The following is a 24,134-nucleotide window of genomic DNA, read 5'->3' as shown; positions in this document are numbered from 1 at the left end:
ATGAATTCGGATTTTCTGGATGAAGATACCATTGTTTATGACCAAAACGGCGAACCGGTTGGGCAGTCATCTCCCCAGAATCGTTCAACGGTCCGGCCCGAGCCGGTATCGGGTCAGGGCGCGCCGAGATCGGACAGCAGAGCAGGCCCTTCCTTCGGTGGATTCGCAGCGGATCAGTTTTCGTCGGATGACTTTAGTGAGGATGTGAATCGCGCATTTGCACAGTCTCAGTTTCGTCCAACCGACAGCATTCGGATTTTGCTGGAAGGCAACGACGTTCTGAAAAATCAGATGAGAAACACCCACGCGTTGCAGAACTACCTTCATAGCAAAAATAAGTTGCTGAATGCCTGTGCCGAAATGTTATCGATGTGCGTGGTGGTGACCCGAATACCCAAACCGGACGACTTACACCAACATCAACAGGTGCTCAAGGGGGCAATCAGCGAGCTAAAACATCGTATTGCAGCGCTGGATTACCCGCCGTCGGTGGCCGATAAAACCTGCTTCTTATTTTGTGTGGTGCTCGATGAATTCATTATGCATTGCGAGTGGGGTGAAGACAGTGGTTGGGAAAACCATACCTTACTCAGTGAACTATTTGGGATGCGTAACGGTGGCGAGCAGTTTTTCCAGGTGACCGAAAAGGCGTTACGTCAGCCCAATCAACTGATGGACTGGCTGGAGCTGGTGTATATCTTTTTAAAAATGGGCTTTCGCGGGCAATACCGATTACGGGGCCGGGAAAAGCTGGATGCCTTAACGCACCAGTTGGAGCTGTTGCTGAATCCTTATCGTAAAGCCTCTTCGATGACCCCGGTACCTCCGATGGAGTTGCCCGCTGTGCGTAAACCGCACCGCAGAGCCCGATTTGGCGGCCAGTTTCTGGTGTTCTTCATTGCGATTGGGCTGATTTGGGGAGGCGCGTCTTTTTGGTATCAGAATACTCTGGAACAACGGGCGAGGAATTTCATTACCTTACCTAAATTCAGTTCGAATTATTTTAATGTCGGTCAGGATACCGAGTTTATCTATGACAGCACCGAAGACGAAATGGAACGGGCGGAAAGGCTGTATGGCAAACCGACGGAACAGCACAACGATGCTGATGAATAATCATAAAAAAAATGACTCCCAATGGAAGGCTGGGCTCTGATTGATGAAGCGTTCAAAAATTGAAATTTTACTCTATGTCATCCTTGGCTTGGCATTGTCCGGGCTGTGTTGGTGGGTGTCTAACCTACTTGGCTGGTGGCAATGGTCAAACCCTCTGGAAGCCGCTCTCAGTGGTTTGCTCTGCCTGTTATTGGGAAGCTTGGTCGCATGGTGTCTTGCCTGGGGCATGAGTAAGGTCGCTCGTAAATCTGCCTCGGATGAGCAGAACAAACGCGATAAAGACAAGCTGGATCAGATGTTGAATGTGATCGACAGCGATTTTCATCAACTTTGGCAACAAAGCCAGCGTCAAAAGGGAAAGAACAAATACGGCTTAACGCCTTGGTATTTCTTGCTGAATGAGCAGCCTCAACAGGACGAAGTGTTGCTCAATCAAATGGGCTTTCAGATCGTTCAGCAGGACAAACTTAGTTTACCGATCACGTTTTGGGTCAGTGATTTTGCCATCGTGGTGGGCGCTCACTCCCGAGTCTGTTCTGACGTTGAACTGGATGCCTGTTTAGACGCAGTGATTAAATTACTGAACCGATATCGCCCGAGACAAGCGGCCAATGGTGTGTTGTTTACTTTACCTGCGGCCAACTTATTGAATTTGAACAATGAAGAAGTCAGCACCAAAGCCAAAGAACAACGCAATCTGTTGAATCGGTTGAACAAGGCCTTTGGCTTGAACCTGCCGGTGTACAGTGTCTTTACCGATATGGTCGAGTTAGCCGATTTCTGTCAGTTCTTTTCGGTGATCGATGAACAAAAACTGGAGCAGCCATTTGGTGCGATGATGCCGGTAGAGGAGTTTGCAGGGTATCAGGCGGAATGGTTTAACCATTCATTTGACCAACTGCAAGACACACTGTCGTCTCAGGTGTATTCGTTTTTACGTTTGCAATTAAACACCGACTATCGCAAATCCATTTTGGTGGCGCCGTATCAGTTCGGGCTATTGAAAACCGAAATCGAGTACTACTTTCAACAACTGTTTTTGGAAGAGCACTTTTCAACGGCATTAAATTTCCGGGGCTATTTCTTTGTAAACGCCAGCCGTGAAGGGGTTCCGGTGGATCGGCTTTCGATGCTGCTGGCTTCCCGATTGGGCAATCAGACGGTGTCTGCCAACAGCAGCGTGGTGTCTCATGGCAGTATGTTTGCGAAGAAACTGTTCAGTCAGGATATTGTGCGTGAAGCCGGTTTGGTTGGCGTCAATAGCCGACGCGAGAACCTATATACCTTGCTACGGTTTGGTGTCAGCGGCAGTTTAGCGATGACGCTGGCCGGGTTTGTCTGGTTATTGTGGGCAAACTTTCAATACTATCAGGCGCTCGATGCTCAGGCGCTGAACCGACTCGATAGCTATAAAAGCTCGATTACAGAAGGCAAGTTTAAGAGTGATGAGTTGCAAACAACGATCTTCAGTTTGTCAGAGCTGAGGGACATTGCTCATGTGTATGATCAACCTAAGCCTTGGTATGTGGTGTCCTGGTTACCTGATCCAAGCATTGCCCAAGCGGTGGATCAGGCGTACCGCACTGAACTACAGAATATTTTATTGATCTCCCTGCGCGATTACCTTCGAAATGATCTCTACATCTACAACAAGCTGGGCAATAAAGTAGAAACGCTGGTGCTGTTTAATCTGCATCAGCTGTTGAACGATCATCAACGTGCGACCATTGAACCTTTGGTGAGTTATTACCTGGGGTCACTACGGGAAGAAGGTGAGAGCGATGGTCCAACCCTGGTGCGTTTCAAAGAGTTAATTGAAGACTTGCTGAAAACAGGCGTAGTGCCTCCGGAAGGTGATCAGGCGCTGATCCAGGTAGTGAAAGATTCACTGTCCAATGAAAACGTCAGTGACCTGATGTACCAACACATTTTGGAACAACCGCCGTTCAATCGCCGTGTGGATCTACGACCTTTACTGGGCAGCAGCTTTAACGAAGTGTTCCGATTCAACGACGGTTTCAGTGGTTATCTGGCGCCGTATATTTTCACTCGGGAAGGCTTTGAAGCTCTGATGCTGGATACCGACTTCCTGTTGGTTGAGAAAGCACTCAAGGCCTATGAAAACATGGCTGGTAGCTCGGTCAGTAAGGCCGAACTGAGCCGCATTACCCGCCAGCTTAAACGTCGTTACATTGAAGAATACATCGCCTATTGGAAGAATTTTGCAGACAACATCGAAGGCGTAAAGGTTGATAGCTGGAATGCGTTGACCGAGCAACTTACTGCCAGCGTTGATCCTGTGTCATCGCCGTTGCGCAGTGTCTATGAAATGATCACCTTCAATACACAGCTGACGAGCGTATTTGAACGTGCCGAAAATACGAAGACGTTAGCGACTGAGGCGGTGTCTGACAATGTTGACGTGGCCAGCTTATCCGAGAACCTGCCTGACGGCTTGTTGGATAAGGGCGAATCCATTCTTGCTCAGAAACAGCAAGATAAAATCAAAGTGGCTAACACCATCAGTCAGCCGTTCAAGTATTACCATCAACTGGTTGAAGAAGATAAGGCCGGTCAAAATGCGTTGGATAAACTGATCCAGCATTTGGCGGATTCGGCGGACTGGTTAAAACGGGCCATGTACAGTGATGATCGAGGCCAGTTCTTCTTTAAGCAACTGGCTGAGGTCGGCAACAACAGCCCTCTCGCCCAGTTACAGAGCCTGTCGGATTACGACTACGACGTGCTGCTGCAGGATGTCACGCTGTCGGTAGCAGAACGAGCCAATCAGTTTGCTATGGAAGATGTGAGAACCTATCTGAATAAGCGCTGGCAAGATAAGGTGCTGCGTTATTACAGCAAAAACATTCGTGCTTTGTACCCGTTTAACGCCAAGGAACAAGCGGGTGTGAATCTCAATGACTTCAAAACCTTTTTTGGACCTCAAGGCACCTTGGAAAAGTTCACCAATACGTATTTGAGTGGCTTTGACGCGCGAGATAATGGCTCGCCGGTTCAAAAATCCTTTTTACCAGGTGTTTCCTTTGAACTGGACTCTGGTTTTTGGAAAGCACAAGCCGATGCTCAGCGCATTCAAAAAGCCCTGTTCGAAGCAGATAACTTTAATGTGGATTTCACCCTGAAAACCCAAAGCATGAGTTCCGGGCTGACCGAGTTTTCGATTCGCAGTGATACACCGCTGTTTGTCTATCGACATGGCCCAGCGTTCTGGACGCGAATGACCTGGCCTTTGGCAGAAACCCAAAGCAGAACGCTCGATGTTTGGTTGAAGAACAATGAAAGCACACTGAGCAGTCAGTCCTATCAAGGCGATTGGAGCTGGTTCCGTTTAGCGGAAGCGATGGATGGCAAATTAACCCGAGAGAAAAACATCAGTGCGTTGATTACCAAAAAAGACGGCCAATACATTGAGCTGCAGTTGCAGGTGGAAGGCGAAGTAAATCCGTTTGTGAAAGGCTTCTTCAATCGCTTCCGGTTACCGGAGTCTATCTAGCATGACTGCACTCATAGAGGCTCGTAATGCTTTGATCTCTGAGACTACTGATTTGGCTCATGAGGAGGTGTTTGCGGAGTATCAGTCCTTACCTCTTCCAATCGGTAAAGGCGTGTGGCGCTGGTGGCATATACCTTCGCAGCAGTGGCATTGCATCAAAGCACGCAGCGATAAGAGCGGGCGCTATTTATTAAGTAATGAATGCAAGGTGCTGGCCTCTTTGCCGTTGTCTTGCGTGCCTCGTTTGATCGACAAGGTGGCGACCGAAAATCAATTGATGATGGTCACCAGTTATTCGAATGGCTCCACATTAGCGTCGGTCATTCGACGTAAAGGCCCGGCCTTTCCAGGTCATCTGCGGGTGTTGATGCTATTGGTCGATGCTTTGGTGGCGTGCCATAAGTCGGACATCGTTCATTGCGACATCAAACCGAATAACCTGATTCTATCTGTTGGTAAAGATGACGACGTGGCTGACGCTGTTCAGTTGATCGATTTTGGTCATGCGATGATCGTGGGCGGTGATTTGACTCAATTGCCTTATCGGGGGTTTAGCCAGTCTTATTCACACCCTTCGCTCAAACGAGGTGCCACTCGGGCTACACCAGAACTTGATTGGTATGCGTTTTTTGTGGTGATGCATGTGACCTGCTTTGGAACATTGCCGACATTGAGTTGGATATCGAAGCAGCCTTTGTCTGATGGATTTTTATCGATGATTGAGGGCAGTGGACTGCCGAAACTCTATCAGCGCTATCTTATTCAACGACTGGCAGATCTGGATCTGACGGTCAGTATGGAACCGGAATACAACGAACACAGGAATCAACGTGGTGAGTAATTGGGTTGTTTACAAGGTCATGCTCAGAATCTGCAAGCAGAGTGCACGGGCACTGCTCGCTAGTTTGGTGTTAGCCAGCATAACTTTATCCGCACAGGCATCAGACCGGGACATTAGCTGGTTGACGTTTTCAGAGATCAATCATAAGCATTGGCGATCAAGCCTCGACATCATGGATTCATCAAAATTGTTGGTAACACCCAACGATCGGTCATCCCGTGGTGAGTTGCATAAGATTCTGGTGATTGTGGCTAAAAAATCCGGCAGTTATAAGCTGGCGATGAATCGCTTGCTTGAGGTCTTTCAGCAGGAAAAATTTTTGTCTGAATTTGAAGTCATCAATATCAATCGGGATGAGACCGTAGGTCGACAGTTATTGAGCGATGCTCAGAAACGAGGTTTTGATTTGATCTTCACCATGGGTTCAGAGTCGGCGGCACTGGTTCATCGTTTTTATCGAAATGGTCCTTTACCCGTGGTCACGGCCATTAATAAAGATCCGGTGACCTTAGGTCAGGTTAGCTCTTATAAAGAAGGCTCAGGCACCAACATTGCGACCACCTCGCTGAATGTACCCATCGATATCCAATTAAATTATTTGTTCGAATTGAATCCGGGTTTGAAGCACGTTGCGTTGCTTTATAACAAGAACCACAAACAGGTAGTGAAAACGGAAGTGCTGCCGTTTCGTCAGGCGATGGAGGAACAAGGCATTCGGGTGATTGATGTTACGGTCAACAGCAGAGAAGAGGCCAGAGCCCAGTTATCAAAGGGGTTACCGGAAGCGGTGAAATCCTTGGGAAGCCTCGATCCGACCTTGAAACACAGCCTGATGTGGATGACCAGCAGTACCGCCATTTTTTCTAACCTGGATATGGTCAGTGAGTTATCCAATGGCATTCCCATCGTGTCCACCAATCCCAATGCGGTGAGAGAAGGCCGTCAAAGCGCGGCGGTCGCCATAGGTATTGATCGCCGGAACAACGCCCACCTGGCGGCTGTGTATGCCTTACGAATTTTAAGAGATGGCGTTGACCCTGGGAGCCTGGAAGTGGGGGTAGTTACCCCACCGGATATTGCTCTGAATTTTCTGGTGGCCAGAGAGCTCGGTTTAAAAGTGCCCTTTACCTTTTTGGAAGGCGCGGACTTTGTGTACGGCTACAAGGGTGAGTTGGTGCGGTCGTTCGGCCAAAACCTGTGACCTCCTGATAAGAAACAATAACTGACCCTAAACCTGAGCAGGGCCGTGCCCTTGTTAAACAGTAAGTAAGGTAAGTAGTAAGTAAGGTAAGTAGTAATGATGGTAAATAGCGGATTCGATTCATGATCAAGCGTTTAACAAACATTCGGTATTGCGTTCCGATGTTGGTGATAGTGTTCAGCACCTTGATGCTGCTAACGTATATTGGCTATAACGAAGCCAAGTTGAAGTATTTGCCGTTTCAGTTGAACAAGATGTCGGCGCAAAGTGAAATTGTTAAAAACGGCTTCGACAGCTATCTGAATGCAGGTCTTCCCGTCAGTCAGTTTTCCGGGTTTCGGACTCTTGCTTCGACGTTAATGAAGTCCGATGACAGTATCCTCAATATTCGGATCATCGATCAAAGTGGCGCGATCATCTTTTTTGAATCCAAGGACGGGACTCAGCAGGAAGACTTTAAACCGAATCTCAACGAGTATCGACCGAACCCGATTGAGTTTGATTTCCCGGCGTTTCAGAGCCTGGAATCTGAGCGCAGTTATCTGATCTCACAGCAGCTTACCAGCAAGTTTGGGCCAGTGGGGGAAGTTCAGGTAGAAGCCGATAAGACGTTGCTGGTGTCAGAGCTGGATCGGCAATTTGCCTTGCCTTTTGAAGCCGTGATTGGTTTGACGCTGCTCTATTTGGTGGTGATTGCCATCTATGAATTGAGAGCCACCAGCTCTTCGAGCCGATTGCGGGTACTCAAGATCACCTATGTCTTTTGCTATTTGGCCTTGTCGTTGGTAATCAGTAAAACCGTGTATAACGTGTATGAGCATGGTGCCAATGCCACCACTCGGGCGATGACCGATTCGATGGTTCAGCGGTTGACGTCGGTGCGTGATGTGGGTGTTCATCTCGAAGACTTGGCGGGCATCGACCGAATGCTCGACAAGTATAAATCCGGCAACCGGACCATTGAGGCCATTGCCTTGATCAAAGGCGATACCAATCTGGCGCACACCGATCCAACACAAGTGGGCAAACCCTATCAGGTGTTGGAAGACTGCTACGAGTACGTTAATGATTTAGGCCAGGAACAGGGCGAAAACATCAAGTTTCGGGTGGCAGTGAATATTCCTACGGATGTGTTGATTCGCACCATTTTATCGAGCACCAAAGCCTTCATTGTGTTGTTTATTGCCTGTGCTTTGTTGGCGTGGATTTTCCTCAATGCTGGTACGTCGCTCATTGAATTGCTGGATAAACGCGCTCAGAACGCATCTTCTCACTCTAATGCAGCTTCTCACACTAATGCTAACAGCAAAGCGTCTGCAGGGGCTGAAGATAAGGAAGGCAGTATCAGCTTTGAAATCGGCTTAAACCTGGTGCAACCGGCCTATTTTATGGTGGTGCTGGTTAACGCGTTATTTGTGCCCTTCTTACCTAAGCTGATTGCGGATATGGCTGCCAATAGCGGCTCCAGTTTTGCGACGGCGTCCATGCCGTTCACCTTGTATTACCTATTTTTTGCTTTGGTGCTGATCCCTGCCGGTCAATATGCGGAACGAGGCAACCTCAAGAAACTGATGACGGTCGGTTTCCTCGCCGAATTCATAGGCATGATGCTGATCTTCCTAAGTGATGATTACTGGATTGTGGCCTTGGCGCGAATCTTTTCGGGCATTGGACAGGGCTTGTTCCTGATTGGCCTGCAATCCTATGTGATGGTGATTACGCCTAAAAACCAGCGCAGCCGTGGTCATGCTGTGAAAGTGGTGGGTCGAAACTCAGCGCTGATTGCCGGCACAGCCATCGGCGCCTTGCTCTACGCTTACATCGATTACCGAATGATCTTCCTGATGGCGTCAATGGTCAGTTTGTTATCAATCGCCTACCTGTGGAATCTGGTGCCTCGGGCGGAATCCATCGCTGGCAATGTGGCTCAAGAAGTAACAGAGGAGAGCAAACACCCTTGGGAAGCGCTGCGTAGGAATATCGTTTCGGTGGTTCGGGATGCCGAGTTCATGCGGACGCTGACGCTCATTGGGATTGTCGGCAAGATGTCGATTGCCGGTGTGGTGATGTTTGCTGTGCCTTTGGTGATGTTGGGGCAGGGCTATAAAGCCGACGATGTGGGCTTGATGTTGATGATTTATTACGTGGCCAGCATGGTGATGACCAAATACGTGACCCGCTTGGTCGATGGCCCGGGGATGTCACGGCGAGTGTTAATTTGCAGTGCCATCGTCGGTGGCGTGGCGACGGTATTTGTTGGCTTTGTCAGCCAGCAGGGCACTGATGTGACCGGCTTAATGCCGGGTATGGAATCGTTGTTGTGGCTGTCGAATCAAGCCAGTGCGCTGGGCATTGGCGGAAATTCTCTGGTGCTGTACACCGCAATCATCTTTTTGGGGATTTCAAACGGGCTCTTAGCCGCCCCTGTGATGACGCACATTAATAATACTGAGGTATCGCAGCGTGAAGGCGTGAAAAAGATAGCTGCAACCTATGTCTTTCTTGAGCGATTTGGCCATGTGGCCGGCCCGGCGGTGATTGCTCAGTTGCTGTTCTTAAATAATAACTCGCCACTGGCAATGTCGTTGTTTGGCATTTTATCGGTGGTACTCGGCGTGTTGTACATGTTCTCTTCTCATACGGGAAGTTCGGTGGCGTTGGCTGCCAAAGAGGCATAAAGGGAACATGAGTTCGAAATAACAAGAATAAAACAGGGTAGGAATTTCCAGCAAAGGGCCATTGTTGATGATCTGCGATGGCGTTAAAAAGGAATGAAAACAGGAATTTAAAGATGCCAGAATTAAAGATTCAGAATAAAGAAACAGTGAACACGTCCTGTAAAGTGTTGATGACGGTGGCCAGTTTTAAAAGCAGCACAAAGTTGACAATGAAGTCGAGGGGAAGGCTGCTTAACTTCATCGAGGCCAAATTAGCCACCATTAATAAAATTCAGGATAAAGACGCCGATGCCAAGTTCGGCCCTGATGCCTTATTGGTGATGGCCGAGTTGTATTATGCGCTGGATCGTTGGCTGGTGTTGGCCGGTCGAAAAGACGAGTCAGTGAATACCCGACGTTCAACGGGGGTGAATGCCTTGTTTGCTCAAGTGGTTAAGTTGTTAAGCTATCAGTTGGAAACACCCATTAACCAACTGCCTAACTGGCTGCAGGATAATTTCACGATAGGCATGACCGATCACGGTTACGAAGTCGACTTTCAAAAGAGATCGGCGCTGTATTACAAAGAACAAGACCGGGAAAGGTATCGGTTAAAAATCAAAAACGGGGTGGTCTACCAGAAAAAGTGGTGGTCCTCAAAAGACTCTACGAAATGGGTCAAGATGAATTCGGAATTTACCCAAAGCACCGGCAGCCAAAACACCATCTCCGACAAACACTGTGGTTATGTGTTGTCGGTGGTGGGGGATTTTTACAGTGGCCCGCACCTTTCGGGAACCACCTATAAACAAACCGGGCAATACCATTCCAGTTACATGGGCGGTAAACCTGTCTTATGCGCCGGTGAAATTGAAGTGGTGGAAGGTAAGATCAAACACCTGAATACCGGCAGCGGTCACTATGGGCCTGCGAAAGGTTATTTGCTGAATGTCATCAATGCCTTGACCTTGTGTGGGGTTGATCCGAAGAGCTACAAGGTAAATTACCACGGCTCTAAAACGGCTTATACCGGTGCCACCATGCTTGAGAAGATTGAGAGCGAGGATAAGAAAGTCGGTGATGATAATGTCAGTCACCACAAGAGTAAGATCGCGGCCAAATACAACAACGGCGTGCTGGGTCGACTGAAAGATCAAATGAATAAAATTGAGAAACAATTGGCGGTGATTGCTCACTTTGGAACCTCAGAGCACAAAGAAGGAATTACGAGAAGAGGAGGTTCCAGAAAGGCTATATGTTCTATTTGTTCAAGTGCTAACCTGGATAATCAGATGCAGCAAGACCGTTATAAACAACGTGATAGCAAAGCGCTTCAGCTGGAATATGAAAAGCTTGAGAAGCTGGTGGCGCGTATTAAGTAGTTACTTTTAAGTAGAGATTATTCAGTAGACGTTATTTGTTATGATCCGCTGTATGGGCTGTGAGAGATTAGTTCATACAGCGGATTATTTTTTGGGTAGATCATTCTTACTTCTACTGAAAAACAAATACTCTACTGTTAGCCGATAAAAGCATGACTCCAGAGCAAGAAAAAGCTAGAACTAAAAAGTTGGTTTCATCCGCAAAAGCTATTATCTCAGGGCAGGTGGGAATAACTGTTGGTTCAAATAAGGTATTAGGCAAGCTTGGGTGGCTAGGTAAAAACTGGGAAGATAAATTTCCTGTTTTTCGTGAGTATTATGATAGTTTGCCAGTTAATATGCCTGTTGGTACAGAAAGGCTGTATTGGAATCTAGACAAAGTTCTAGAAACAGATCCGAAGTTATTGGAATTAGAGTCTAAATTCCGGGCAAAGATACTAGAAGCCTGTGTCAAAATAATCAGGGATTACGGTTAACAAGTTCGTCAAACACAGCTCGGGAAAGAAACCTTAACCACCCACCAATACCGTAGGCATTCCTACCACCACCGAGCCGCCGTGAGCGCTGGTGTCTCCCATTCGAACACAGGGTCGATTACCGATCAGAACCGTTGCGCTGCCTTTGGCGGTGGCGTCAGGTGGTCCGACACACACGCATATGTCACCCACTACCGAAGCCGGTACGTTACCAATCAATACCGTTGGCATACCTGGCCCGGATATGGGGCCGCCCACATGGGGAATAGGTGGCGTTCCCGGGGTTTGCATACTACAAACATGCATGTCGCCGACGCGTGATGCTGGAGTGCCCATTATGGATTTCCTTCTAATTCAGGTAACAAGTAATTTAGGTAACAGAATTAAGGTTTAATAACCTCTGTACTAAGTTTAATGGACATTCCCTGAGCCGCCATTGGCCAGGTCTAATCCGATTTGAATAACGTTCTGGTAATACTCGTCACTGCCATCCCATGCCGGCATCACGGAGGCCATATTGATGGCGCCCGCTGCTGCTTTGGCGTAAAGATTTTCCGGTGGCATGACCGCCGGTTTTCCAACATCGGTGATGCTGCCACTGCCATTCCAAAACACCGCTTGCGCTAACCAACCCGGCGCACAATCGTGACCAATCTTATTGACGATGTGTTCCGCCTGACGACGATGAGCTTCGTCTGGTTCTTTTACCCAACCTTTGGCACAGGTAATGGCATTGGCTTGTTGCGGTGTCCAATCCTGCAGGCGAAGTTCCATTGCAAGACAGGCCCACCAAATGACTTCTCTGACCGGTAAGGCATGGCACAAGAACTGAACCAGATCATTATCGAGCTTGGCGTTTTGTAATTGATCAATGACTTCAGCGGGCGGCATTGCGCCATTAATGAGCGCCAGACATTCCTCACTGACGTCATAGCGCTGCAGAATGTTTAAGGACTGATCTAACGGAATTTTTTTATACATTACTGATACTCAATACTGTTCTTAACTCTGGTTCTTCAATTACGGCTTCGGCCTGCTTATTAGCTGATATACCTTGGTTTACCTGACATATCTTGGTTTAGCTGATTTAGTAGGCTTAGTTGATCTTAACAATGGCCCCTTTGACTTCCGACATCACACTGCCTGAGACCGATGCCTTGAGGCTGGATTTCAGCTCGGCACTCATCGCACCCTGTGCCGTTAACGAGGCTTTGGCATCCACCTTTACTGAACCTTTACTGGTGAGTTCTGCGCTGCCTGAGCCAGACAGGGCTAAGGTTGCACCACTGGCTTTAAAGGCCGAGGTCGCGCTGTTGGTAATGTTCGTTGCAGAGTTTTTGAGAGCACTGCCGGCGTCCACAGTAATGTTGGTGCTTTCAATCTTGATCGAAGAACTGGTGATGGTGATTTTACTGTCACCCACTTTTAATTGAATCTGGGTGTCGGCTTCCAGCGTAATGTTCTTACCTTTTTCACTAATGTCATCGGTAGCGGTCAGGGTGAAATTCTTCTTGGTGGTTTGGTTGATGTTCTCAGTGGTGGTCAGGGTGTAGTTCTTTTCCGTGGTGAGAGAAACATCTTTGGTGACGGTGGTTTTTTGCTCGCCGGTCACCGTTTTCGTGGCGTCGTTTTCCACTTCTGTCAGCATGTCTTTGGCGGCATGAAAATACAGTTGTTCGTTGTCTTTCTTGTCATCAAAACGTATTTCGTTGGATTTTCCGGCCAATTGGGTTTTGATCCCGGATTGCGTGGTGTCGGTGGTTTTATACGGCGGCGAATGTTTGCTGTTGTAGACCGTTCCGGTCACTACCGGCTGGTCAGGGTCGCCATCGATAAAACTGACCAATACTTCCTGTTCAGCGCGGGGAATAAATTGAAGGCCGTAGCCATTACCGGCCATAGATTGAGCCACCCGTACCCAGCAACTGGTTTTATCGCCTTCGGCATCAGTATCCCAATGGAATTTGATGCGTATTCTGCCTTGATCATCGCTGGCCGGTTCGTCTTCTTTCTTACCTGCAACCACCGCACTTTGCATCCCTTGAACCTTGGGCTTTGCGATCGATTCCGGGTAATGACCATTGTCTTTAGGAACACAGCTGAAACGCCCCTGATAGGTAAATGCGCTGGAACTGTCGACGAAAAATATTTGCTCAACTTCGGTGATCAGGTAATCGCCTTGTTGGCTTTTGTCCGGGTGTGATTTCACTGACACATAGCGGCCCGGCACCAGTTCGACACTGTTGGTTTCTGCTTCAATCAGCTGGTAATTGCGTTCAGCCTGAGCCAATCGGGATTTCACCAGGCGGCTTGCAAGATCGTCCATCAAGCCAGAAACACTGGGGGTTGGAAAGTGCGACTGGGTTAACTTGGAGCTGTTGGAAATCTTATGTTTGCTGGTTTTGGTTTTGCTGGTGGTCAGCTTGGTTTTGCTGTAATCGTAATTGGACAGCTCGACACCTGAGGTATGGAACTGAAACTTGGGTAGCCAACTGAGCAGGATTTCATTGCTTTGAGTGGCAGTCAGCTTGTGGTCCAGGCTGATTTTACCGGAGGTATCAAACGGCAGGGAGGCATCGTGCAGAACCAGCTTATGACTGCTGCTGTCTTGTTCGAAATAGTAGTGAATGCCTTCTTCGGCGAGTAATCGTTCGACGTAGTCCTGATCATTCTCTTCAAATTGCAGGCAATAGGCGCGTTTGGTGGAAGGCAAGGACCCGGTTGAGTATTTCCCTTTGAAGCCAAGGTCGCTGAAGATGCTGGTGACGATGTCTTCGGTGGATTTTTCCTGAAAGACCCGGTTGCCAGAATTGAATTCGAGTAAGGCAAACCAGGGTTTTAAGGTCAGACGATGCAACAAGTAACGTTGAGATTCACCGGCGGAAAGAATTTGTGCTTCGGTAACGACACCATGAAACTCTCTTTCTGCGTCTCGGGAGGTACCTAAGGTATCGTAGTAATTGCAGTTGAATTCCTGGCCCAGCCAGGTAGATGCGTCAGTTTCCTGCGCATACAAGTCTACTTCCAGAGTATAAGGTTCGGATAATGCGCCACGATAGACCAGCCTGCTTACTACGTATTCTGTGCCTTTGCTGCTTTTTGCGACAAGATTACTACCTTCCGGTTTTAAAAAATCGGTCATTGCTAATATCCATTTAAAGGCAACGAAGACGTTTTCTGTTGTTAAGAGGTTTCTTAATTTATAGGCTGAAACGTCAAAAACTGTATGAAAATCAGAGTGTAAAAACCTGAATAAGACCCCCTATTTCTAGTTCAATTTAGCAAGCCGGTCAAGCAAACACGGGCGCTTGACGATTGTTTCCACATTCGTACAAGTCGGTCGGGTTTGTTATCGTGCGTTTATTACTGTGCGTTTATTACTGTGCGTATGGCATCGTGTGTTTGGTAAGAGTGACTTAATTTACAATGCGTTGCGGTAAATCGAATTGTTGCTCCAGACGCTGAATGTTATAGCGATCCTGACTCAGTGTTTGTTTGCATTGGTCGCCAAACCATTCCAGCGAGGCATCCATGTGATGGAATTTGCTGTCGGGTTGTTGCATGACATATTCCAGGAAGCGCTGGTAATCCACCGCCCCTTCAAACAGGGGCACCAGACCTTCACGACTGCCCGAGGCGGAATAGACATTGGGCGGGGAAAATACGCTCAGTAAATCCGCCGAGCTGATGTTTTTGAGGTGGAAGTGTTCGATCTCCGGTTTCAGTAACTGGAAGGCCTCAACGGGATCGGCCCCCGATTCCCAAACGTGCAGCACGTCGAAGTTGATCTTGAGATTGGGTTGATTGACATCCTCAAGCAAGCGCAGCGTCGAGGCCATTGTATCCGCCAGTGTGCCGGGGTGGATTTCCACAATCAGGGTGATGCCGTGTTGCGCTGTCCATTGGCAGATATCACGCATGCGGCGTGTGATGTCCTGCCGTTCTGTTTCGGTCACTTGATGACTGCCGAGATTACTGGCAAAAGTACGAAGCTTGGTGGCGCCCCAGTGCTTGGCCAGCAAACATAACTGCTGAACCTTTTGGAACGCGGCCGTTTCCGGGCCTTGTAAGGGCAGGTAATCGCTGATCATGGATGCGGATAACCCGAATCCGGCCAACCAGTCTTTGTTGTAGCTCGGTTGCTCGGCCAGATTCTTGGCATGCACGCCCCACAGCTCAATGCCTTGAAAATGATTGGCGCGGGCCCAGTTCACCAGTTGGTCGATGGACACTAACTGATGTCGGAAGGAGATAGTACAGATCGACAGTTTCATGCGGGCACCGCCTCCGGTTGATCCATGTTTACTGATACTGCATGGCCAGTCTGGCTGTCGACATTGACGGTGTCGATATGGACGGTATCGACATTGAAGGTGCGCTGATGCCAATCGTTAAAGAGTTCATTCAGGCGGGTTTTGACCTGGAATTCGCGGGCGTCCTGTTCATCCAGAATGGTCTGGATTTCATCCAGCAGTGGTTGCTTCTGATCTCCAAGGCTATCGGCTTTGGCCAGCTTCATAGCTCGGTATTGGACCAGCTTATAGCTCTCGACCAGTTGTTCGATGATCACACAAAGGTCTTCAAATTCGTTGTCCTGCTCAGCGTCCAGATCGTAACCCAAGGCCAGATAGAAGTAGGCAAGGCCGTGTTCGTAAGCGTATTTTCGAATGGCCAGTACCGGCAGTTGCTTTAAGGCATCCGGCAGTTGGGCGAATTGATCCTGCTGCTGGTGATGAGTGACCACAGCTCGCACGGCGTCGGTCATCGGGTTGTGATCCGGGATCAGGCTGTCGATGAAATAATCCCGGATGGCCTCATCGGAGGTGGCTTGAATCTGTCGGCTGTCGAAGTGATAACCGCCGGCGACCGCCGGTGATGCAATGGCATGCAGGATTTTGTCTTTCGGCAGACGGCCTTCCCAGCGGAAATCCGGATCGAGCATCAGCCATTCATTCGGGTCTTCGGTGGTTTCCAGCATCACGTAATGGGGGAAGGGGTTCTGATTGAACTTGTTCTCGCGCTCCGGCAGGCGGTACATATCGATCATCACCATCACCCGCTGGTGATCGCTTTTGCTGTCCAGCAGCGAAAGTAAGGTGTTGATGTTGGCGTCCTTACTTTGTGACGGATCGTACCAAGGCTCGACATCCACCGAATACAAGGCCTTGTACCAATGACGGAAGTTGTCATGGTTGATGGTGTCGGAGTGGTAATCCAACTGGTGCTGGTCGTTGATTACGATATCGGCATCCCACACCCCGAAATAAAACGGGCGGTGATCCACCAGCGGGCTTGGTTTCAGAATGTCGCAAATGCAGCTGACAAAGCAGTGTACCTTGATGTCCAACTCTTCTTCGGCCTCGTCAGATGAAGCGTCCGGCGTTGCTTCCGCTGGTGTTTCAGTGATTCCAAGTGGCGTTTCAGAGGTCGCAGTTACGGCGTTATCCTGATGTTTCTTGGTCAGCAAAAAGTCAGCGAGATTCGCAACGGTTTCAAAGTCGTCTTTGGTCAGTGCGTCGTCGGGAATATCGAGCCCCAGCTCGGTTTCCAGATTCAGAATCAGCTCCAAAACCAAGACCGAATCGAGGTATAAATCCTGATTAAGTTTCGCCTCTGGGTGAAAGGCATCAATTTGCGGAATCATCATGTGCTCATTCAACACGTCATAAATCGCTTGAATGATTTGAGCTTGGGTCAGTGTTGGTACAGTGTTCATTAGGGCATCCTGATCAGGCGGGCTGAGTATTTGCAGATTGCGCTCTGGCCCGCGCGTTTTTTGTCTGGGTTTCCTGAAAGGTTTGGGCGATCTGTTTTCGATTCACCTTGCCGTTGGCCAGACGTTCGATCTGTTCCACCTGATCGAAGTACTGAGGAATCTGGAAGCTGGCGAGGTTGGCCTGGCACCAAGCTCTGAGTTCAGACGGTTCAATATGTTGCTGTGCCGTGAATTGCAGGCCAACGCGCTGCCCGGCGTATTTGTCTTCCACTTTGAAAACCACCGCATCGGTGATGTGGGGATGACTGAGAATCAGGTCTTCCACTTCTTGCGGATAAACATTCAGCCCGGCCACTATGATGGTGTCATCGAGGCGAGAGACGAAACTGAGCATGGCTTGCCCTTGCGCATCCACGTTCAGATAACCAAGATCGTTGGTGTGGATAACCTGTCCGGCGTCTGTGGTCACCACCACTTCATCCGGTGCATCGGCCGAGTTGCCAGCCGTTACGCTCAGATGCGGAAGTGGTGTACCCACGTCAATGGCCGACGTCATGTTTTGATTGATGGTGATGCAACCGGCTTCGGAGCAGCCGTATTGCTGGAAGAAATGCTCGATGCGTGGCGAAAACTGGTCAAAGGTGTGCTTTGGCAGAATCGTGCCTGATGACATCGCCGCATGTAATTTCTGTTCTTTAGGCAGTAAGCGCAACACCCCTTGCAGCATGGTCGGTGAGGTGTACAACAGTGGTTTGTCTGCCCCCTGAATGGTTTTCACCAGATACTTGGGGTTGATGTTGGTAATGACTCTCGGCGTCTGACCGCGTGCCATTTTTTTACGAGCTAAGGCCACCAGCACACCGCAGATTAAGCCGTAGGAGTGGCTCACCGGGCAGGCAATCAAAGGCGTCATCTGATTCGGCAGGGTAAATACCGACAGATAGCTTTCAATTTCCCGGTCGATGGATTGCCAGCTGCGGTCGATGCACTTAGGCTCGCCGGTGGTGCCGGAGCTCATTTGAATCAATACACCAGAATCACGCTTTATGTTATTAACTTCGTTGATTGAGTTGGTAAAATTGTTGATCGTGTTGCTTTCTGTATCAATTGTGCAGGTATGTTCAGTTTCTAAACCGTGATAGAACAACCGGCTGCAGCCTGCTTTTTGGGCCATTCGTAGCGCCGCCTCTTTCGGCATGGCGGGATGAATCGGCATCACCGACGCTTGAATGGACTTTAGATAGAAACAGAGCGCCAACCACAGCGCAGTATCTTCCAGACACACCGCAATACGTGATTCAGAAGAGAGCGTTAGCTGCTCAAAGGTGGACTGTTGTTGGGCCAGATAGCCTTGGTCAAAGTAATCGTCATTTACAAAAAACATGGAACGTCCTCAAAAATATCAAGGCGGAAAATTAAACTGAGAGCGGCGGCAAGCCAGCAAACGGGTTGTTGATGGCGTGATGGAAGTGGTCTTCTTCGACATCGGCCAGCTTCTTGGCGATCAGGGATTCGGTGGAAATCTCACGCTGATTGATTGGCATCCGATCCAGCCGTGATTGACTGCAATGGCCTTGTTTGGCGTATGCCTGCAAGCGTTGATAAATGGTTTGCCAGAAGCTTGTTTCAGTGACGTCGAAGTGACGTTCAAAGACGCAGGCCAACTCCGATAAGTTGAACACAAACAGGGTATCGATGATCAGTTCGCGCAGTGCTTCCACAGACGACATCCAATAGTATTCGTTGTCCGGAGCCTCGCGGTAGCAGGGGTTCAGCTGTTCGAAATCGGGCTTTAATGCCGGCTCTGCGAGGTAATCCTCCACGTATTCAACACTTTCGTGGAAGTCTCTCAGGATCAGTGCCTGAGGCCTGCCATCTTGATGAACCAGCACCATGTTCTGGCCGTGGGCTTCCACCGCCAGTCCGTGTTTCACCAGTAGATGCCAGACGGGAATGACGGCCACGTCGATCAATTGGCTGAACCAGTTTTCCAGCCCGTAACGCTCAATCCAGGGTTGAATCAGCGGTTGGTCATCGTGTTCCTGAGCGTAAATGGCGGTAAACGGCAGGGCCTGTTGTTGCGGCTTGAGATACGGAAAGAGGCTTTCCCGGAAGATCACTCCCAGTTGTCCGCTCAATACGGATTGCCAATGGTCGCCCTGATCCTCAACCAGAATGCCTGCGAACTCATTTAACAAAATGAGCGGGTGTTGTTGAAAGAACTGATCCTTGCTCACCACCTGATGTAACCAGTGAGAAATGGCCGGTGCCGAACACACCGAATGGGGTGTCAGTTTTCTCAGCGACGAGGTGTTGATCATGTTCATCGGTAATTTAATGGTGGCTTTCTCCGGGCGGCTGATGTTGATCAGCGAGCGCACCGAAATAGTGGCCTGATAGAGATCGCCGGCCGCGCCGAGATGCACCAGTTCATCCGTGGCTAAGGGTTCTGCCAGTGCCTTGGTTTTGAGGTTGTGCCATTGCCACGGGTGAATTGGCAGCAAGGTGTAGTCGCGCCAACTGAGACGGGCGGTATTCATCCGTTGCTGAAGGTCGAGCCAACCGGGCAGACCGATTTCCTGTTGCCAGAAGTGCAGATCGTCCAGTGCTGATGACGATTGCTCTTGTGGTGATTGCTCTTGTGGTGATTGTTCGGGTGATGATGGCACGCACGAAAAGATAGGCGGTAAACTTTGTGAGATAAGATCCCGCCGAACCGCCAACCAGTGCAATTGTATGGGCGAGGCACATTCAGGCCCGTAGGCTTGATGATCGGCCACTGAAAAGCCGGTTCGGGCTTTAAAACACGGGTGATAAGGGTGACCTTCGTCGAGCTGAGATTCCAGCGTCGGATAGTCCAGCTCTGCTCGACGACCACGGGGTGGTAAGTGCTCGGCATTCCACTGACACAAGTAAATGGTTTGAGCCAGCTGCTCTGAGAGCTTGCGTTTAATCGCTGGGGTGGTCGGCAGCGCGTTCAGTATGTCACTTAATTCGGGCGACGCCGTGTGTTCTGCATCGGATGAGCACTTAACCACGCTGTCCTGATCCAGACGAATGCGGCTGAAGCCAGCGATATAGCCTCTTGCCTGATAATCGATGTCACCCAGAGAAAAGGTGAACACCCCCGGCGCATCGGTGCGAGGCGTAAATTGGTAGTCAATTACCTGCTCGAACAGTAGGGCTTCGAACAACTGACGAATGACCCGTCGCTCGGCAGGAGTGCTTTGTTTAGAAGTACTTTGCTTAGGAGCGCTTGGTTTAGAAGCGCTTGGTTTAGAAGCGCTTGGTTTAGAAGCGCTTGGTTTAGAAGTGCTTTGCTTAGGAGCACTTTGTTTAGAAGTGCTTTGCTTAGGAGCACTTTGTTTAGAAGTGCTTCGTTTGGTATTTGCATAAACTGGCTTCTGGGTCAGCAGCTCTGCCTGTTCCATCGGGTTAAGCTGACTCACGTTGCCCTCCGGTTGTCTCGGACACATCGGAAAAGTGCGTGGCGGAACCCCGTTCAGAGGCAGAAATCAAGGCATTCAGATGCAGGGTATGAGCTGCCGTGGCTGTGCCTTGATCATCTAAACGCTGGCCTGAATCGGTCTCGCTGGTGACCACCCCTTGGGCAAAGGCGATGGCCCGGAACGGGTTTTTGATTTTGGTGTAAACCGCCAATTCCTGATCGGCCTGCAGTTCATCCACATCGTGGATACGGGTTAACAGGTTGCCCTTAAAGGCTATGTCGCGCTGGCTGAGTAAGCTTTCGACCAGCCTTTTTCCTTGTCCGGTGAGTTGTTTTTCCAAGATCGCTAACCAGCCGACGCATAGTTCCAGCGCCTGATGTTCCGGCAGTAATTGATCGATGCCCAGGCGGTTAATGACGGAAAACAATTGGTTGACGATCAGGTAATAGCTGAAGCGGTTGAGAATCATCTCATCGTCATAAAACAGCTCCGGGGTGTTGGCAAGTTGTGGCTCCATCGCCAGCAGGGCGGTTTTATGAGCATTCGATAGGTAAAAGCCCTGATTGTCCCGATAGAAATAACGGGAGGGCAGGCCGTCCGTGACATCCAGCAGGGAATTTTGCTGGTGGGCTTCCAGCGCGATGCCATACTCGTCGTAGAGGCGAATGGCCGGTTCAATGGCGCACTGCCAATAGTGTTCGAGCCACTGGGCGGCGACCTGTGCAATGGGGCGTTGCTGTTCTTTTTGTTGATTATCCGCCAATTGGTGGATCAACTGGGAGAGTCGGGACGGCTGGTCTTCTGTGATGCCGTCCTGAGTCAGTGCCGCCAGCGAAATCACGGACAACTGGTCGGCATTGGGTTGGCAACGGCTGAACGGGTTTTCCCGGATAATCAGTTCAAAACCACTTTCTTCACGCTCAGGTAACGTTACTGAGACGTAGGCCGGATCATCAATGGTTTGAAAGCGCGGGTATTTGTGGCTGAACTGGCTGGTTCTCAACAGGTTCGCCACCACGATGCCGGCTTCCAATTCATGGTGCATGTTGATCCGCATGGAGTTGGTCACTTTCACCGGAATCGATAACTTAACCATGAAATCCAACTGCTCTGAATACAGAGTGCGAACTGACGAGGTGGGGGTGAATTTGGCGCCTAATGGGCCGATGTCCTGAATTTCACCGGAAGCAATGCGTTGTTGAATGTAATCCTGATGCAGCAACCATTGAGCTTGCAATGGGTGTGTTGGTATCAGTAAACGATCCTCTGACAATGGCAGGCTGAGGGTATCCATCGCGGTACTTTGCTGAGTCAGAATCTGTTGCAGAATCGCCTCCGCGCTTTGACTCAGAATAGAGCCTTGTTCTATCAGGGCTCGATCAACCGAAAAATAATGCAGTTGGAACTCACCACACAGCTCCGGGCTGTAGTCCTGATGTTGCCAGTCATGAATGCCCTGACGGGACTTCGGAGTGGGATGCAGCCAATGACCGAACAGAATGGATTGTTCAGAATCGATGAAGTTGAGGTTGCGTAACTTAGGATCGTCCAACCGTTGTTCAAGGTAGCGTGTCATCACCTGCTGACTTTCGATCAGGCGCGCCAGCAGTTCCAGCTCCTTCTTGCGTTGTTGATCGCTTTGCGGATGACCCGGCGCAGGTGCGTACAGTTCTTTGATCAGCAATAAGATCGCGGAGAAAAAATCCAGCGCTTGCCAATCGAATTGATGTAAGGGTTTTTGGAACACTTCAGTCAGGGTGTGGCGACCCACTTGTGAACGGTAGCTGACGCCCACCGCAAGGGTGATATGTTGGCTCGGCAGTTTCAGTTCCAGCACCTGATGACTGGTGGCGGACAGGGTTTGGTCTGTCTGCTGTTGCCAGTGGTTAGCCTGGTGCCAGACGCCGGGATCAACTTCTTTCAGGTAGCTGTTCATAAAGGCTTGGAATGACGCATGATCTGCGATTTGCCTGGCCGATTGGCGCATGGGGAAGTCCTCATTTTCCTGTCTGAAGAAAGAACATATAGAATGAGGAAATGAATCTAATGAGAATGCTTATCAATTGCAACAATAGTTACATTTGTTACCTGACTGGCAAACTTGAGGGCTGTTTCGTTTTGTTTTCGGGCTGACTGTAGGCGCTTTGGGACTGACTTCAGCGCCTACTTAACGTACCTGATTAACCGTACCGAATTAATCGTGTTGAATTAACGCTGGCGAGCAAGCTGAGACGGTCGCCAGCGGAAGCACAGCACACAGGCTAGCAGAAAGGTCAGCCACTCTGCGATAGGCAACGCGGTTAGGAACGACCAGCCTGGGAGCAACCAAAACAACACCAGCAATAAGCCGCCCGGTAAGAGCAGGCTTCGGGACAAAGCCACCGCCGCTGACGGCGTCGGTTGATGTATGGCGGTGAGGTAACACGACAGCATGATGTTGGCGCCGTTCACTAAAAATAGCGGCCAAATGAAGCCAATGAGGGTTTGTGAAAGTTCAGCAATGTGGGTTTGATCTGCATCCAAAAAAGCGTGAACAACTGAGGTCTGGGCCAGTGTAAGCAGGCACACAAGGCCAATGCCTAGAAGAGCCACTGAGCACAATGAGGTCATCAGGAAGTGCTGAATGCGTCGGTGATTCTGCGCTCCAAAATTCTGGCTGACCAGTAAGTGCAACGCATCGGCAATGCCATAGGCCATCATCAGGCTGAGGAAGATCAGGTAATTGACGATGGTGAAGGCTGCGACACCATCGACGCCCATCCGACTGATCAATAACCAGTTCAGTAAGAAGATGATCAATCCCCCGGATAATTCGTTAATGAACTCGGACACGCCGTTATAGGCGCTGTGGATTAATTCCCGCCATTGCTGCTGTCGTAGGGAAAAGCTCAGGGTTTTCTTCGGGCTGATGAAATACCGACCAAGAATCAGCAACTGAATAACTTGTGCAATGCCGGTGGCGTAAGCCGCGCCAGCGATGCCCATATCGAGATAGCCGATGAACAGGATATCGAACAGAATGTTGAGCACGGCGCCGGTGATCAGGGCACTGGTAGCAAGAATGGGGTGATCGTCAGCGCGTACAAAGTAATAGAGCACCATCGTTACCAGTTGCAGCACCATGACCCAGGTGATGACCTGGAAATACGCCGAGAGTGTTGGTATCAGCGACTCGGGGGCGCCCAATATTCGATACAAGGTATCGTCCGCCAGACTGGTGATGAGCGCGGCGACACTGCTGATCACAAAGGTGGCGATCAGTGATTTACTGAACATCGCGGATGCGGCGGCGATGTTTTGCTCGCCAATGTATTTTCCCACACGTACCGAGCCACCAATGGCCAGCATCAAGGCAATGCCGAACAGCAAGGTGAAGTAGGGAATGAGCAAGGTAATGGCGGCCAGTGCCTCGGGCCCGAGATAATTTCCGACCACCACCCCATCGACCAGACTGGCGGTGGTTATGGCAATTAAGCCCACGATGGATGGAATCACATAATAAAAAAATGTCCGCAGTATCGGGCCAGTAAATACCGGTGAGGTGTGGGATGGGTTGCCATCAGACATATCACCCGTCGTGCCCTGCAAAGCCGAATCAAGAGAGTCATTCTGGGGGGCATTAAGGGGGTTATTCAAAGTGTCATTAAGAGGTACTGGGTAGATATCCGAGTCAGACATATCACGCGCTCAAAGTAAAAATTAGCTTCACACAGATCGGTGAAAGCCAAATCGGTAAAAAAGTGTTCGACAGCGCATACTAGGGAGCTTGATTAAAGTAATCA

General features: G+C 49.6%; 16 protein-coding genes. 7 read left to right on the top strand and 9 right to left on the bottom strand.

Annotation, left to right across the window (positions count from 1 at the left end; all coding sequences use genetic code 11):
- From icmH to QQL66_RS16930, 7 genes are all read left to right on the top strand, one after another.
- Window positions 1-1,116 (top strand): type IVB secretion system protein IcmH/DotU, encoded by a 1,116-nt coding sequence (gene icmH / locus QQL66_RS16960; protein WP_284383039.1) that lies wholly within the window; start codon window positions 1-3, stop codon window positions 1,114-1,116.
- A 43-nt stretch (window positions 1,117-1,159) separates the two neighbouring features.
- The gene (gene tssM / locus QQL66_RS16955; protein WP_284383037.1) at window positions 1,160-4,630 is read left to right on the top strand and encodes a type VI secretion system membrane subunit TssM; all 3,471 of its coding nucleotides are present in this window, start codon (window positions 1,160-1,162) and stop codon (window positions 4,628-4,630) included.
- Between the two features lies 1 nt (window position 4,631).
- The gene (locus QQL66_RS16950; protein ID WP_284383036.1) at window positions 4,632-5,471 is read left to right on the top strand and encodes a protein kinase family protein; all 840 of its coding nucleotides are present in this window, start codon (window positions 4,632-4,634) and stop codon (window positions 5,469-5,471) included.
- Window positions 5,464-6,672, top strand: a complete 1,209-nt coding sequence (locus QQL66_RS16945) for an ABC transporter substrate binding protein (protein WP_284383035.1) — start codon at window positions 5,464-5,466, stop codon at window positions 6,670-6,672. The genes QQL66_RS16950 and QQL66_RS16945 overlap by 8 nt, the downstream gene beginning before the upstream one ends.
- Window positions 6,673-6,794: 122 nt before the next feature.
- On the top strand, window positions 6,795-9,350 hold the full coding sequence (locus QQL66_RS16940; RefSeq protein WP_284383034.1) for an MFS transporter: 2,556 nt from the start codon (window positions 6,795-6,797) through the stop codon (window positions 9,348-9,350).
- Between the two features lie 113 nt (window positions 9,351-9,463).
- The gene (locus tag QQL66_RS16935) at window positions 9,464-10,711 is read left to right on the top strand and encodes a hypothetical protein (protein ID WP_284383033.1); all 1,248 of its coding nucleotides are present in this window, start codon (window positions 9,464-9,466) and stop codon (window positions 10,709-10,711) included.
- 152 nt (window positions 10,712-10,863) lie between these two features.
- Window positions 10,864-11,187 (top strand): hypothetical protein, encoded by a 324-nt coding sequence (locus tag QQL66_RS16930; RefSeq protein ID WP_284383032.1) that lies wholly within the window; start codon window positions 10,864-10,866, stop codon window positions 11,185-11,187.
- A gap of 33 nt (window positions 11,188-11,220) precedes the next feature.
- Here the strand turns inward: QQL66_RS16930 and QQL66_RS16925 are convergent, their stop codons facing one another.
- The 9 genes from QQL66_RS16925 to QQL66_RS16885 all read right to left on the bottom strand — a co-directional run bounded on the left by QQL66_RS16925 (window position 11,221) and on the right by QQL66_RS16885 (window position 24,030).
- Entirely contained in the window at window positions 11,221-11,523 is a 303-nt protein-coding gene (locus QQL66_RS16925) for a PAAR domain-containing protein (RefSeq protein ID WP_284383031.1), read from the bottom strand.
- 75 nt (window positions 11,524-11,598) lie between these two features.
- Window positions 11,599-12,168, bottom strand: a complete 570-nt coding sequence (locus tag QQL66_RS16920; RefSeq protein WP_284383030.1) for a DUF6931 family protein — start codon at window positions 12,166-12,168, stop codon at window positions 11,599-11,601.
- A 115-nt stretch (window positions 12,169-12,283) separates the two neighbouring features.
- A complete protein-coding gene (locus tag QQL66_RS16915; RefSeq protein ID WP_284383029.1) occupies window positions 12,284-14,329 on the bottom strand; it encodes a type VI secretion system Vgr family protein in 2,046 nt (681 codons plus the stop codon).
- Window positions 14,330-14,603: 274 nt separating this feature from the next.
- Window positions 14,604-15,575 carry a sugar phosphate isomerase/epimerase family protein gene (locus QQL66_RS16910; RefSeq protein WP_284383028.1) on the bottom strand — a complete coding sequence of 324 codons (972 nt, stop codon included), beginning with the start codon at window positions 15,573-15,575 and terminating at the stop codon, window positions 14,604-14,606.
- Window positions 15,458-16,903 carry a DUF6005 family protein gene (locus tag QQL66_RS16905; protein ID WP_284383027.1) on the bottom strand — a complete coding sequence of 482 codons (1,446 nt, stop codon included), beginning with the start codon at window positions 16,901-16,903 and terminating at the stop codon, window positions 15,458-15,460. The genes QQL66_RS16910 and QQL66_RS16905 overlap by 118 nt, the downstream gene beginning before the upstream one ends.
- 13 nt (window positions 16,904-16,916) lie before the next feature.
- Entirely contained in the window at window positions 16,917-18,287 is a 1,371-nt protein-coding gene (locus QQL66_RS16900; protein ID WP_284383026.1) for an AMP-binding protein, read from the bottom strand.
- Window positions 18,288-18,318: 31 nt separating this feature from the next.
- Entirely contained in the window at window positions 18,319-20,352 is a 2,034-nt protein-coding gene (locus QQL66_RS16895) for an IucA/IucC family protein (protein WP_284383024.1), read from the bottom strand.
- Window positions 20,339-22,339: an IucA/IucC family protein gene (locus tag QQL66_RS16890; RefSeq protein ID WP_284383022.1), complete on the bottom strand. Its 2,001-nt coding sequence runs from the start codon at window positions 22,337-22,339 to the stop codon at window positions 20,339-20,341. Before QQL66_RS16890 ends, QQL66_RS16895 begins: the two co-directional genes overlap by 14 nt.
- A gap of 221 nt (window positions 22,340-22,560) precedes the next feature.
- Window positions 22,561-24,030, bottom strand: coding sequence for an MATE family efflux transporter (locus QQL66_RS16885; RefSeq protein WP_284383021.1), 1,470 nt, complete (start codon window positions 24,028-24,030; stop codon window positions 22,561-22,563).
- Window positions 24,031-24,134 lie beyond the last annotated feature (104 nt).

The organism is Litoribrevibacter albus (assembly GCF_030159995.1).
Lineage (GTDB): Bacteria > Pseudomonadota > Gammaproteobacteria > Pseudomonadales > Litoribrevibacteraceae > Litoribrevibacter > Litoribrevibacter albus.
Note: the sequence above shows the minus strand (reverse complement) of the source record. Positions and strands in the feature narration are given on the sequence as shown.

What these genes read in the sequence shown, in the direction of transcription:
- QQL66_RS16915 (WP_284383029.1), bottom strand. Translation starts at nt 14,329, where the DNA reads ATGACCGATTTTTTAAAACCGGAAGGTAGTAATCTTGTCGCAAAAAGC.
- QQL66_RS16925 (WP_284383031.1), bottom strand. Translation starts at nt 11,523, where the DNA reads ATGGGCACTCCAGCATCACGCGTCGGCGACATGCATGTTTGTAGTATG.
- QQL66_RS16900 (WP_284383026.1), bottom strand. Translation starts at nt 18,287, where the DNA reads ATGTTTTTTGTAAATGACGATTACTTTGACCAAGGCTATCTGGCCCAA.
- QQL66_RS16890 (WP_284383022.1), bottom strand. Translation starts at nt 22,339, where the DNA reads ATGCGCCAATCGGCCAGGCAAATCGCAGATCATGCGTCATTCCAAGCC.
- QQL66_RS16885 (WP_284383021.1), bottom strand. Translation starts at nt 24,030, where the DNA reads ATGTCTGACTCGGATATCTACCCAGTACCTCTTAATGACACTTTGAAT.
- QQL66_RS16935 (WP_284383033.1), top strand. Translation starts at nt 9,464, where the DNA reads ATGCCAGAATTAAAGATTCAGAATAAAGAAACAGTGAACACGTCCTGT.
- QQL66_RS16920 (WP_284383030.1), bottom strand. Translation starts at nt 12,168, where the DNA reads ATGTATAAAAAAATTCCGTTAGATCAGTCCTTAAACATTCTGCAGCGC.
- tssM (WP_284383037.1), top strand. Translation starts at nt 1,160, where the DNA reads ATGAAGCGTTCAAAAATTGAAATTTTACTCTATGTCATCCTTGGCTTG.
- QQL66_RS16950 (WP_284383036.1), top strand. Translation starts at nt 4,632, where the DNA reads ATGACTGCACTCATAGAGGCTCGTAATGCTTTGATCTCTGAGACTACT.
- QQL66_RS16940 (WP_284383034.1), top strand. Translation starts at nt 6,795, where the DNA reads ATGATCAAGCGTTTAACAAACATTCGGTATTGCGTTCCGATGTTGGTG.
- QQL66_RS16905 (WP_284383027.1), bottom strand. Translation starts at nt 16,903, where the DNA reads ATGAACACTGTACCAACACTGACCCAAGCTCAAATCATTCAAGCGATT.
- icmH (WP_284383039.1), top strand. Translation starts at nt 1, where the DNA reads ATGAATTCGGATTTTCTGGATGAAGATACCATTGTTTATGACCAAAAC.
- QQL66_RS16930 (WP_284383032.1), top strand. Translation starts at nt 10,864, where the DNA reads ATGACTCCAGAGCAAGAAAAAGCTAGAACTAAAAAGTTGGTTTCATCC.